The organism is Thauera sp. ZXT1-4, assembly GCF_052598215.2.
On the sequence record NZ_JBQWSN020000004.1, the window covers coordinates 40,364 to 51,850 of the forward strand.

12 protein-coding genes are annotated in these 11,487 nt (G+C 67.9%); 5 read left to right on the forward strand and 7 right to left on the reverse strand.

Annotated features, from left to right (window positions below):
• Positions 1 to 94: 94 nt before the first annotated feature.
• Together ACUH78_RS04800 and ACUH78_RS04805 are read right to left on the reverse strand one after the other, a co-directional pair.
• Complete coding sequence (locus tag ACUH78_RS04800; protein ID WP_445332843.1) at positions 95 to 751, reverse strand: DUF3306 domain-containing protein; 657 nt, start codon at positions 749 to 751, stop codon at positions 95 to 97.
• A complete protein-coding gene (locus ACUH78_RS04805; RefSeq protein ID WP_445332844.1) occupies positions 748 to 1,215 on the reverse strand; it encodes a DUF3305 domain-containing protein in 468 nt (155 codons plus the stop codon). Before ACUH78_RS04805 ends, ACUH78_RS04800 begins: the two co-directional genes overlap by 4 nt.
• 152 nt (positions 1,216 to 1,367) lie before the next feature.
• Between ACUH78_RS04805 and ACUH78_RS04810 the strand changes: the two genes are divergently transcribed.
• The 3 genes from ACUH78_RS04810 (at position 1,368) to ACUH78_RS04820 (ending at position 3,853) form a co-directional block, all read left to right on the forward strand.
• Positions 1,368 to 2,195 (forward strand): formate dehydrogenase accessory sulfurtransferase FdhD, encoded by an 828-nt coding sequence (locus ACUH78_RS04810; protein ID WP_445332845.1) that lies wholly within the window; start codon positions 1,368 to 1,370, stop codon positions 2,193 to 2,195.
• 67 nt (positions 2,196 to 2,262) lie between these two features.
• Positions 2,263 to 2,904 (forward strand): molybdenum cofactor guanylyltransferase MobA, encoded by a 642-nt coding sequence (mobA, locus tag ACUH78_RS04815; RefSeq protein WP_445332846.1) that lies wholly within the window; start codon positions 2,263 to 2,265, stop codon positions 2,902 to 2,904.
• Between the two features lie 16 nt (positions 2,905 to 2,920).
• Positions 2,921 to 3,853, forward strand: a complete 933-nt coding sequence (locus ACUH78_RS04820) for a substrate-binding domain-containing protein (protein WP_445332847.1) — start codon at positions 2,921 to 2,923, stop codon at positions 3,851 to 3,853.
• On the opposite strand, the gene mobB is transcribed toward ACUH78_RS04820, so the two are convergent.
• The 5 genes from mobB to ACUH78_RS04845 are packed head-to-tail and all read right to left on the reverse strand — an operon-like array spanning position 3,837 to position 9,280.
• Entirely contained in the window at positions 3,837 to 4,337 is a 501-nt protein-coding gene (gene mobB / locus ACUH78_RS04825) for a molybdopterin-guanine dinucleotide biosynthesis protein B (RefSeq protein WP_435751359.1), read from the reverse strand. The two genes, ACUH78_RS04820 and mobB, sit on opposite strands and share 17 nt — an antisense overlap.
• A complete protein-coding gene (locus ACUH78_RS04830; protein WP_445332848.1) occupies positions 4,334 to 6,409 on the reverse strand; it encodes a sensor histidine kinase in 2,076 nt (691 codons plus the stop codon). Before ACUH78_RS04830 ends, mobB begins: the two co-directional genes overlap by 4 nt.
• 42 nt (positions 6,410 to 6,451) lie before the next feature.
• Complete coding sequence (locus ACUH78_RS04835) at positions 6,452 to 7,897, reverse strand: sigma-54-dependent transcriptional regulator (protein WP_445332849.1); 1,446 nt, start codon at positions 7,895 to 7,897, stop codon at positions 6,452 to 6,454.
• A gap of 59 nt (positions 7,898 to 7,956) precedes the next feature.
• Positions 7,957 to 8,367: a CopD family protein gene (locus ACUH78_RS04840; RefSeq protein WP_445332850.1), complete on the reverse strand. Its 411-nt coding sequence runs from the start codon at positions 8,365 to 8,367 to the stop codon at positions 7,957 to 7,959.
• Between the two features lie 4 nt (positions 8,368 to 8,371).
• The gene (locus ACUH78_RS04845) at positions 8,372 to 9,280 is read right to left on the reverse strand and encodes an NAD-dependent epimerase/dehydratase family protein (protein ID WP_445332851.1); all 909 of its coding nucleotides are present in this window, start codon (positions 9,278 to 9,280) and stop codon (positions 8,372 to 8,374) included.
• A 21-nt stretch (positions 9,281 to 9,301) separates the two neighbouring features.
• Between ACUH78_RS04845 and ACUH78_RS04850 the strand changes: the two genes are divergently transcribed.
• The gene (locus ACUH78_RS04850) at positions 9,302 to 10,312 is read left to right on the forward strand and encodes a CDP-6-deoxy-delta-3,4-glucoseen reductase (RefSeq protein ID WP_418364575.1); all 1,011 of its coding nucleotides are present in this window, start codon (positions 9,302 to 9,304) and stop codon (positions 10,310 to 10,312) included.
• Positions 10,313 to 10,327: 15 nt separating this feature from the next.
• On the forward strand, positions 10,328 to 11,464 hold the full coding sequence (locus ACUH78_RS04855; protein ID WP_445332852.1) for an EAL and HDOD domain-containing protein: 1,137 nt from the start codon (positions 10,328 to 10,330) through the stop codon (positions 11,462 to 11,464).
• Positions 11,465 to 11,487: the final 23 nt, after the last annotated feature.

The following is an 11,487-nucleotide window of genomic DNA, read 5'->3' on the forward strand; positions in this document are numbered from 1 at the left end:
TCATAGGCCAGGAGCGAACGGAGCAGACGCCTCGCAACACCGGAAAATACCGCAGCAAATCCGATCGCCCTGGAAAAAAGCGACAAACTGTCGCTCAGGGTGCGATTTGTCGCGGAGCCCGCCCTGTTTGATCCAGCGCACCCTCCTCTGCGCCCCCCTCCGCCTCTGCGCCCTCCTGTCGTCCGCCCGCCTCCACTGCGCGGCCTTCCGCCCCCGCGGTCTCCTCAGCGGGTGCAGCCGCGTCCGCGTGAGTGGCCGAATCGTCAGGGCCTTGCGCCACGCTCGCCTGCGGGGGCGCATCGTTTTCGGCCTCATTCGCCCTGAGCCATTCACGCGCGTGGCGCAGCTTGGCCAGCGCCTCGGGCGGGATTGGATCCGGTTGTGAATAGTCGTCGATGTAGATGTCCAGCCCGTCCATACGGTTGAAGTGCGGATCGGAAAACAGCTTGTGCAGCGCCTTGCGGCGCAGGGCCTCGCCCACCTCCTGCTTGAGGAAGGCGCTGAAGTCAGAGGATAGTGACAGGCTCTCCACGGGCGGCAGGGGCTCCTCGGCACCGGCGGCAGCGTGTGCATCGTCGTCGCCCCCAGCCCGCGCCGCAGCGGGCACCTCCTGAATGCCGGACAGGACGCTATCGCTCTCCACCGTCGCAGATGCGGGTGCGGCCTCGAGTTCGGGGGCCGGGCCCGGTGCGCGCTGCAAGCTCGCGGCGAGCTTGCGCCGTGACCAGCGCGAGAGGAAACTGCCGCTCACGTCCGCCTCCGGTCCAGCCCGAGCGGATCATTGCGCTTGACCTTCTTCTTTGGCTCGGGCTTGTAGTGCGTATTGACGAAGTCCCCTGCCCAGTCAGCAATCTCGCGCGGCATCGCCACCCCATCGACCTGTTCGCCCGAATCCAGCCAGCGCGCCGCCTCACCGTAGCTCACCGTCACCGCGGTCGGGCGCGCGAGGTCTTCCTCCATGCGCCACTGGATGAAGACCTTGGGAATGGGCGCTGTGATGTTGGCGAAATAGTTCTCCGCCTCGTCCCGAAACAGCTCCAGCGCGAGCGCGCCGAAGCGCCACTGGCAACGATCGGCCTCATCGACGATCCTGGAGGGCGCGGGATCGACATCGTCGAAGGCGGGCACCACACCGACCGCCTCCCAGGCGGCGTCGACCCAGGGATTGTTCAGGCGGCGGCGCTCCATGATCACCGCAATCGGAAATTTTTTCATCGTGCCGTCCCGTACGGTTCGAACCTATGTGGTCTATAGCATACGTGCCGGCCTGCCAGCGCGCGACCGTGGGAAACCCCAGCCGCGGGAGGGCCATGGGAGACCGGGCTTGCGGCTACAATCGGGCGGGTTCGCTTATCCGAGTTGCAGTGATGCCCCCTCCCCGCCGCCCGCAGCTGAGCCAGGCCAGCCGTCCGCTGACCATCGAGATCCCGGCCATCAACGAGCTCGGCGCGGTCGTGCCGACCCCGATCGCAGGCGAACACCCCCTGACGCTCTATGTCGACAAACGCGAGATCGTCACCCTGATGACGCTGGGCGCAGCGCCCGAGGCGCTGACCATCGGCTGGCTGCGCAACCAGCGCCTGGTGCGCAGCCTGGACGAGATCGCCGCCGTACAGGTGGATTGGGACGTGGAAGCGGTCGCGGTGACCACGCGCAACGGGCTGGAGGATGCCGACCGCAGACTCGGCAGCCGAACCGTCACCACGGGTTGCGGCCAAGGCACGGTGTTCGGCGGCCTGATGGACGAGATCGACCAGATCCGCCTGCCCCACGACCGCCAGCTCAAGCAGTCTACGCTGTACGCCCTGATGGACGCGGTGCGCCATCACGAGTCGATCTACAAGCAGGCCGGTGCAGTGCATGGCTGCGCACTCGCGCAGGCCACGCCGGAGGGCTGCAGCATCCTGATGTTCTTCGAGGACGTCGGCCGGCACAATGCAGTCGATGCGATCGCGGGCCAGATGTGGCTGGACGGCCTGGACGGCGCCGACAAAATCTTCTACACCACCGGCCGCCTGACCTCGGAGATGGTGATCAAGACCGCCCAGATGGGCATCCCCTTCCTGGTCTCGCGCTCCGGCCTCACGCACATGGGCTGGCAGATCGCAACCCGGATCGGCCTCACCATGATCGGCCGCGCCCAGGGCAAGCACTACCTGCTGTTCACCGGCGAGGACCGTTTCGAGCGTAACTGAAGCCGGCCTCGCGGCCCTTTGCCTGCACGGGCGTAGGGGAAGACCTGATCACGACACACTGCCAGCCATGAACGACGCCACGCATTCCCATTCTTCCAACCCATCCCCCGCCGACCGCCGCATCACCGGCGTGCTGCTCGCCGGCGGCCAGGGCAGCCGCATGGGCGGCGTCGACAAGGGCCTGGTCGAGCTCGCCGGACGGCCGATGGCTGCGCATGCGCTCGAGCGCCTGGCACCCCAGGTCGACGAGCTGATCATCAACGCCAATCAGAACCCTGTCGCCTGGCAGGCCTTCGGCTACCCCGTGTTCGGGGACGACATCGACGGCTTCGCCGGCCCGCTCGCCGGGCTGCATGCGGCACTGATGCGCGCACACCATCCCTTCGTGGTCACGGCGCCCTGCGACTCGCCCTTCCTGCCCGCGGATCTGGTCGAGCGCCTCGCCACAGCCCTGCACGCCGCCGGCGCCCAGCTCGCGGTGGCGAAGACCTTCGACCAGCCGCATCCTGTGTTCTGCCTGTGCAGGCGGGACCTCGCCGGACACCTCGGTGCCTTCCTCGCCTCTGGCGGGCGCAAGATCGACCGCTGGTACGGCAGCCTGAACATCGTCGAGGTGCCCTTCGACGACGAGGAAGCGGCCTTCCGCAACATCAACACCCGCGCCGAACTCGAGGCGGCAGCGGGCGCGTTGCACACGCCGGACAGCTGAGCATGCGCCCCCCGCGATGAGCAAGGCCCCGCTTTCCACCCCTACGCTGCCCGACACCGGGGCGCTGCAGAGCCCGTGCCTCACCGCGCGTGAGGCCGCGGCTTTCCTGCACCTGAACGAGAAGAAGCTCTACGCGCTGGCCAACAGTCGCGAGATCCCTGCAGCACGGGTGGGCGGCAAGTGGCTGTTCCCGCGCGCGATGCTGGAAGAGTGGCTGCTCGAGCAGGCCCACGGCGGCGCGCTCACCGACCGGCTGCTGATCACCGGCAGCGACGACCCGCTGCTTTCGGCCACCGTGGCCGCGCTCGCACCTGCGCTCGGCAGCGATGCCTTCATCGCCTACAGCCCGACCGGCACCCTGGCCGGGCTCGAGTTGCTGGCCCGCCGGCGCGCCAGCGTCTGCGCACTGCACTGGGGCGGGGTGGAGCACAGTGCCCAGCAGCACGCCACGCTGCTACGCCGCTTCGCCCCCCATCGCCAGTGGGCGCTGGTGCGCCTGGGGCTGCGGGAGCAAGGCGTGATCCTGCGCCGCGGACTGGCGGTGGACGGCATCGGCACATTGGCCGCCTTCGACTACCGCTGGGCGATGCGCCAGACCGGCGCCGGCTCTGCACACTTCCTCGAGTCGGCGCTCGCCAGTCGCGGGTTTTCTGTGGCGGACTGCAGCGCGGTCGCCACCGCCCACACCGAGCGCGAAGCTGCAGCGCTGGTCGCGCGCGAGGACGCCGACTGCGCACCCGGCACCCGCGGCGCGGCGGCCGAGTTCGGCCTGGGCTTCCTTCCCCTCGGCTGGGAGGCCTTCGATCTGGCGCTGCCGCGCGAGGTGGTGTTCCGCCACCTGTTCCAGAACCTGCTCTCCGCCTTCGGCGGCCCGGCTGCTCGCGCGCTGGCAGATCGGCTCGGAGGCTACGACCTCACCCCGCTGGGCCAGGTCATCGGACTGGACTGAACACCCGGGCGGCGATGAAGTCCGCCACCGCATGCGGATCGTTGATGTCGAGCTGAGGCAGCGCGGTGTCGAGCGGCGCGTCGGTCGCCACCGCAACGATGTCCGGGTCGTTCAGGTGCAGCAAAGGCGCCGCGATGACCGTACGACGCACCTCGATCTTCGGGATCCGCGCGCGCTTGAAACCCTCGACCAGCACGAGATCACACGGCCCCAGATGGGCGAGCAGCTCATCCAGCGTCGCTTCGGGGGCGCCGCGAAGTTCCCGCGTCAGCGACCAGCGCTGCCCGGAACTGACCATGACCTCGCGGCAACCGGCCTGACGGTGGCGCCAGGAGTCCTTGCCCGCGTGATCGATGTCGAAGCTGTGGTGCGCGTGCTTGACCAGGGATACCGCGAGTCCGCGCGCGCTCAACACGCCGATGACCTGCTCGACCAGGGTCGTCTTGCCGCTGCCGGACCAGCCGGCGAAGCCGATGACTTTCATGTTGCATCCGTTTTCGTATGCGCCGTGTTTACACGAGCGTCGGCGAGGCCGGCTTCAATACGATATTCCGGCTCGGCGAGCAAGCTCACCGTGAAGCACGTTCCCTCGCCGGGCCGGCTGTCGACCTCGATACGGCCGCCGTAGCGCTCCACCAGGGTGTGGCTGATGGAGAGCCCCAGGCCGGTGCCCTGGCGCTTCTTGGTGGTGAAGAAGGGGTCGAAGATGCGCGCCATGTCCTCGGCACGGATGCCACTGCCGGTGTCGCGCACCCGGATGAGAGCGCCGCGTGCATCGGCATCCGCATCGCGGTCGACCGTGGACAGGGTCAGCGTCCCGCCGTCCGGCATGGCCTGCACCGCATTGACGATCAGGTTGATCAGCACCTGCTGCAGCTCCTGCAGGTTGATCTGCACGTTGACCGTCGCCGCAAGGTTCTGCACGACCCTGACCTCCGAGCGCGCCAGATGCTGGCGGGTCAGCAACAGGCAGTCGGCGAGCGCGGCATTTACGTCCACGTCCTCCACGTAGCCGGCGAACTCCCCCGGGCGCGCGAACTGCAGCAGCTTGGTCACGATCAGCCGGATGCGGCCCACCTGCTCGTGGATCAGGCGGATCTCGTTGCTCACCGGTTGCGCCGCCGGGCCGAGCTCCTCGCGCAGCAGGTCGAGATTGCCCTGGATCACCGCAGCCGGGTTGCTGATCTCGTGCGCGACGCCCGCGGTGAGTTCGCCGATCGCAGCGAGTTTCTCGCTCATCACCAGGCGATGCTGGGCGGCACGCAGTTCCTCGTTGGCCGTAGCAAGATCCGCCGTGCGTTCGGCCACCTTGCGGTCGAGCGATGCGTTCAGCGCCTGCAGCTCGTCCCGGCGCGCGGCCTGCTCGTCGAGCAGATGGTCGAAAGCGTTGGCCAGACGCCCCAGCTCGTCACGGCTGGCGACATCACTCACGCGCGCACGCTCATCGCCCGCGTCGATCCGACCGATGGTGGCGTGCATGCGCTCGATCGGGCGGAAGATGCTGCGTGCCCAACGCAGCGTCAGCAGCGCACCCACGATCGAGACCGCAAGCGAGAGCGCGGCGACGATCAGCAGCGCCATCTGCTTCGCGGCACGGAAGGGGGCCTCGAGAAAGCCCACATAGAGCATGCCCACGCGCTCGCCGCGGCTGTCGAGCACCGGCTCGTAGGCGGACACGTACCAGTCGTTCACCACGAAGGCGGTCTCCAGCCAGGTCTGTCCGCGGTCGAGCACATGGGTGCGAACTTCGTCCGAAGCACGCGTACCGAGCGCCCGCGCGCCCTCGAACAGGCGCACATTGGTGGCGATGCGCACATCATCCACGAACAGCGTGGCCGTTCCCTCGCTACCTTGCGGAAGCGTTCCTTCGCGATAGACGATGGCGTTGAGCGTGTCGATGAAGCCGAGATTGCCATTGAGCAGCACCCCACCTTCGAGCACGCCGGCCAGGGCGCCCGTTTCATCGTGCACCGGCGCTGCGGCATGCACGAGCAGCCCGCGCGTTTCCGCCGCGCGCGGATCGGGACGGGCACGCTCGGTCGACACCAGCGCAAGCCGCGCGCGTTCGGCAAGCAGCGGTGAGATCGCCGCGAGGGCCTCGGGCGCAAGCCGCTCGATCACGCTGCCACCTGCGCCAAGCATCGCCCGCTGCACCATCGGCCACTGCCCACGCTCCGGCATGGAAGACAGGCCGGAGGACGAAACCAGCACCCGCCCGGAGGCGTCGAGCAGGTTCAGGAAGTCCAGGCCCTGGCGCGCCTTGCTCGCCGCCAGGAGAGCCTGCAGCGCCGCTGGGTCGCGCTGCGCCCGGGCGAGTGCCTGCGAGGCCGCGAGCGCCTGCACGTCTCGTCCGGCGCCTTCGATCACGCGCTCGAAGTAGCCATGCGCCGTCGCGAGGTCGCTGCCCACGCGCGACACCATCAGGCGGTGGTAATACGCCTCGCCCCAATACCAGATCAGCCCCATGACGATGGGAAAGCCGAGCATCAGTGGGGCGAGCACCAGGCACAGCAGCTTGGCGCGTACCGAACTGCGCAAGCGCTCAAGCCCACCCATCCGCCCCGCCCCCCGAGACGTTGCGCATTGTCCGTGCAGCGCTCATGCCCGGCGGCCGGCCGGCACGGCGGCCGGCGGTTCCTCCGCTGCCCATTCGGCGAACTTGCGCTCCAGCGTCTTGCGCGACACCCCCAGCCGGCGCGCTGCCTCGGTCTTGTTGCCCTCGCAATCCGCGGTGACGCGCTCGATGTGACGGCGCTCGATCTCGGCGAGGGTCAGCGCCAACTCACCCGGCGCGGGCACCTGGCGTGGGCAGGGTACGCCCAGCGGCTCGGGCGGAAAACAGCCCAGGATCATTGAACGCTCGACATGGTTGCGCAATTCACGCACGTTGCCGGGCCATGCGTAGGCACAGAGCCGGGTCACGACCTCATGCGTGAGTGGCAAGGGCGCCACGCCAAGCTGGCCGGAGAGCTGCTGCATGAAATGCACGACCAGCTCCGGGATGTCTTCCGCGCGTGCACGCAAGGGTGGCAGCACGATATCCACCACCGCAAGCCGGTAGTACAGGTCCTGACGGAAGCGCCCGGCCTGCACCTCTGCGGCGAGGTCGCGGTTACAGGCGGCAACGATGCGCACATCGACCGGCACCTCGCGCTCGGACCCCACCGGCCGCAGCCGGCGCTCCTCCAGCACACGCAACAGGCGGGTCTGCATGGCGAGGGGGAGTTCGCTGATCTCATCAAGGAAGAGCGTGCCGCCATGGGCGTAGTAGAACAGGCCGTTGCGGCTCTCGGTGGCGCCGGTGAATGCGCCCTTGACGTGGCCGAAGAGCTCGCTCTCGATCAGCTCGGAGGCGATCGCGGCGCAGTTCAGCGGCACGAAGGGGCGCTGCGCCCGCGGGCTGCTCTGGTGCAGGGCGCGCGCCACGACTTCCTTGCCGGTGCCGGATTCACCCTGCAGCAGCACGGTACTCGGCATCTGCCCGACGCGGCGCACCATCGCGCGCAGCTGGGCCATGGCCGGCGAGCGCCCGACGAGGCCGAGCGGATCATCGCCACCGCGGGCGCCAGCCAGCTCGCGCCGCAGCACGAAGTTCTCACGGCTCAGACGTGCGCGTTCGAAGCAGCGTTTGATGGAATTCAGGATCTGGTCGACGCGGAAGGGCTTGAGGATGAAGTCCGACGCCCCGCCGCGCAGAGCGTCGATCGCCGTTTCCATGTCGGCGAAGGCGGTGACCAGGATCACGTCGCCGGTATAGCCATGCTCGCGCAACTCGTGCAGCCATTCGATGCCCGACTTGCCCGGCAGGGCGATGTCGAGGACGAGCAGGTCGAAGTGCAACCGCGCCATCAGCGCCGCCGCATGCTCGGCATCCGCGGCCGACTGCACCATGCCGCAGCGCCGCGCGAGCGTACGCTCGAGGAAGTTGCGCATGCCCTCCTCGTCATCGACGACAAGCACCGAGTGCGCCTGCCAGTTGTACTCGGCCAGGTCCACGGTCGTTCCGCCCTCGGTGCACTGCCTGCCCTGTCTCGACTCCGGCATCTCGCCTCCTCCCCGTCCGCCATGCGCGATACTGCCCGGATCACCCATGCGCCGCATGCTCAGAACGGCTTGAGAACGACCAGGAACACGACGACGAACAACACCAGCACCGGAATCTCGTTGAACACGCGATACCAGACATGGCTGCGCTGGTTGCGCCCCTCGGCGAAGGCGCGCATCAGCCTGCCGCAATACAGATGGTAGGCGATCAGCAACACGACCAGCAGCGTCTTCACATGCAGCCATCCGCCCGAGAAGCCGTAGCCGAACCACAGCCACAGCCCGAGCGCGACCGCGAGGATGCCGAGCGGAGTCATGAACCGGTAGAGCTTCATCTCCATCAGCGCAAGGCGCTCACGGGTGGCCGTATCCTCGGCCATGGCGTGGTTGACGAACAACCGCGGCAGGTAGAACAGGCCGGCGAACCAGCTCACGACGAAAATGATGTGCAAGGCCTTCAGGGTCAGCATCTGCTCAGGGCTCCGGTTGTGAATGGGTCGAAGCGCCGGCGCGGCCGGCGAGTGCGGCTCGCAGGCCGTCGGCAATGGTCGGATAGGCGAAGCGCACGCGAAGTTCGCGCTTGATGCGCCGATTGTCCAGCCGGCGCGATTCGCTCATGAACGACAGCGTAAGCGGCGACAGGCGGGAAGCGATCGCGGCCCGGCTCAGGCGCTCCGGCCGAGGCAGGTCGAACGCATCAGCCACGGCATCGAAATACGCCCCCATCCTGAGGCCGGAGTCGTCGCTGGCGTTGTACACCCGTCCGGCCGGGGCACGCAGCAGCGCGATACAGGCGAGGCGGGCGAGATCCTCGGCATGGATGTGGTTGGTATGCACGTCCTCTTCGGCAGCCAGCACCGGATCGCCACGACGCAGGCGCTCGAGCGGCAGGCGGTCACCCGCGTAGATCCCGGGGGCACGCAGGATTGCGACCCGCACTCCGCAGCGGCGGCCGAAGCGGCGCAGGCGCGCTTCGGCATCGACCCTACGCCGCGCACGCGCCGTCGTGGCACGGAGCGGACGCGTCTCGGAAACCTGCTCACCGCCACAGTCTCCGTAAACCCCTGTCGTGCTTATGTATACCACCCCCTGTGGTAGACTTTTGCCACCTCCGAGTGCGGCCAGCAGACGCTTCGTCCGCGGGTCTCCCTCGCCGCTCGCGGGCGGGGGGGCAAAATGCAGAATGGCATCGGCCAGACCCGCGAGCCGACGCAAGCTGCTACGGTCGTCGAGGTCGCCGATCAGCGGCAGCGCGCCGGCCGCGCGCAGTGCCGCGGCGGCCTCGGGCTGGCGCACCAGGGCGTACACGCGAAAACGCCGCGTCAACCACGGGAGCGCACGCTGCGCGACATCGCCGCTGCCCACGATAAGAATTCGTTTCATTTGCTGATTATCTCACGCACCATGACCCACCGGATTTCACTTCGCCCCGGCGATCACAGCTTCGACGCCACCGACGACCAAACCGTGCTCGACGCAGCGCTCGCCGCGGGACTGATGCTGCCACACAGTTGCCGCGATGGCGCCTGCGGCGCCTGCAAGGGCAAGGTGCTCGAGGGCCGGGTCGACTACGGCCTCCACGCCGAGGGCGCGTTGACCGCTGCCGAGCGCGCCGAAGGCCACGCGCTATTCTGCTGCGCGAAACCGCTCACCGATCTGGTCATCCAGGCGCGCAACGTCACGCGCGCCGGTGACATCCCGGTCAGGAAGATGCCTGCGCGGGTACAGAAGCTCGAGCGCCTGGCCGACGACGTCATGCGCGTGGACCTGAAACTGCCCGCGAGCGAGCAGTTCCAGTTCCGTGCCGGACAATACATCGACATCCTGCTCGCAGACGGTCAGCGGCGCAGCTTCTCCATCGCGAACGCACCGCACGATGCGGCCCATCTCGAGCTGCACATCCGTCGCATCGAAGGCGGCCGCTTCACCGGGCACGTGTTCGAATCCATGAAGGAGAAGGAGATCCTGCGCTTCGAAGGCCCGCACGGTAACTTCTGGCTGCGCGAGGATTCCGACCGGCCAATCGTGATGATCGCGGGCGGAACCGGCTTCGCCCCGATCAAGGGCCTCGTCGAGCACGCGATCCACATTGGCCTCACCCGCCCGATCACGCTCTACTGGGGCTCACGTACCCGGGGCGGCCTGTACATGGATGCGCTCGCACGCGGTTGGGAAGCAGCCCTGCCGGGCCTGCGCTACGTGCCGGTGCTCTCCGATGAAGTCTGGGACGGCCGCCAGGGCCTGGTGCATCAGGCGGTACTGGACGATTTCACCGACCTGTCGGGCCACGAGGTCTATGCTTGCGGCGCACCTGTGATGGTCGATGCGGCGCACAGCAGTCTCTGCGCGGAACGCGGCTTGCCCGAAGAAGCCTTCTTCGCCGACGCATTCACGTTTGCCCAGCCCACGAACTGACGCCCGGAGCGCCCCATGAGCCAGACCACCCTGCTGACACGCGAGCCGGTCGTCAACAAGAACCGCGCCATTACCGCCAACCGCCTGATCGCTCATGGTCCCAACATCGCAGCGGTCGTCGAGACGCTGGCCACCCTCAGCGATGCCTGGCCGACGCATCACCCGGTCTTCCTCAGCCTCGGCCGGCTGGTGCCAACACCCGAGTTGATGGATTGGACGATTCCCGACAACACCGCAATCGAGATCCCCGCGCAGACCCTCGCCCACCCGCAAACACAGGCGCTGATGGCCCGCCTGCAGGAAACCGGCGTAGGCATGTGCCTGACCTGGTTCCAGGCTGGCGTGGCGCTGCCTGCCGGCGCCGACTGGCGCTTCGTTCTGATGGACGTGCGCCGCGCACCCAGTCCGGGCGGCTCGCCCGGACTCAGCCTGGCCTGGGGCCTGCCCGATATCGAAGGCTTCCACAAGGCGATCGGCGCCGGTTACGACGGTGCCTCCGGCTGGTTCTTCCTCCATGGCAATCCACCCGCAAAGAGCCTCACCCCGGGCCATGCGCAGATCGTGCGGCTACTCAACCTGGTACGCAACAACGCGGAAATCCGCGACATCGAGGCAGTGCTGAAACAGGACGTGGCGCTGTCCTACAAGCTACTGCGCTACATCAACTCCGCCGGCTTCGGCCTGATGTGCGAGATCCAGTCCTTCCGCCACGCAGTCAGCATCCTGGGCTACGACGCGCTCAACAAGTGGCTGTCGCTGCTGCTGGTGACGGCCAGCCGCGATCCGAGTGCCCCCGCGCTGATGCAGACCGCGATCGCGCGCGGTCGCTTGATGGAAGAGATCGGCGTGAGCTTCTTCGATGCGGGAGAGCGCGACAACCTGTTCATCACCGGCGCCTTCTCCCTGCTGCACGTCCTGCTCGGCACCTCGATGCAAGCTTTGCTGGACGAAATGAACCTGCCACCGAACGTCAGTGAAGCGTTGCTGTACGACCGGGGGGAGTTCGCGCCCTTCCTGCGCCTCGCCCAGTCCTGCGAGAGCTTCGATGCGAAGAATCTGAGCGCAGCGGTCGACGACCTGCATCTGTCCCCCGAGCAGATCAACCGGGCGCAGCTCGTGGCCCTGGCCTTCGCCGACAGCCTGCACGCCTGATCGCCTGCAGTGGCGGGCGATCA

Excerpts from the sequence above, each read along its gene's own strand:
- ACUH78_RS04805 (WP_445332844.1), bottom strand. The coding sequence starts at position 1,215 with ATGAAAAAATTTCCGATTGCGGTGATCATGGAGCGCCGCCGCCTGAAC.
- ACUH78_RS04810 (WP_445332845.1), top strand. The coding sequence starts at position 1,368 with ATGCCCCCTCCCCGCCGCCCGCAGCTGAGCCAGGCCAGCCGTCCGCTG.
- mobA (WP_445332846.1), top strand. The coding sequence starts at position 2,263 with ATGAACGACGCCACGCATTCCCATTCTTCCAACCCATCCCCCGCCGAC.
- ACUH78_RS04820 (WP_445332847.1), top strand. The coding sequence starts at position 2,921 with ATGAGCAAGGCCCCGCTTTCCACCCCTACGCTGCCCGACACCGGGGCG.
- mobB (WP_435751359.1), bottom strand. The coding sequence starts at position 4,337 with ATGAAAGTCATCGGCTTCGCCGGCTGGTCCGGCAGCGGCAAGACGACC.
- ACUH78_RS04830 (WP_445332848.1), bottom strand. The coding sequence starts at position 6,409 with ATGGGTGGGCTTGAGCGCTTGCGCAGTTCGGTACGCGCCAAGCTGCTG.
- ACUH78_RS04835 (WP_445332849.1), bottom strand. The coding sequence starts at position 7,897 with ATGCCGGAGTCGAGACAGGGCAGGCAGTGCACCGAGGGCGGAACGACC.
- ACUH78_RS04840 (WP_445332850.1), bottom strand. The coding sequence starts at position 8,367 with ATGCTGACCCTGAAGGCCTTGCACATCATTTTCGTCGTGAGCTGGTTC.
- ACUH78_RS04845 (WP_445332851.1), bottom strand. The coding sequence starts at position 9,280 with ATGAAACGAATTCTTATCGTGGGCAGCGGCGATGTCGCGCAGCGTGCG.
- ACUH78_RS04850 (WP_418364575.1), top strand. The coding sequence starts at position 9,302 with ATGACCCACCGGATTTCACTTCGCCCCGGCGATCACAGCTTCGACGCC.
- ACUH78_RS04855 (WP_445332852.1), top strand. The coding sequence starts at position 10,328 with ATGAGCCAGACCACCCTGCTGACACGCGAGCCGGTCGTCAACAAGAAC.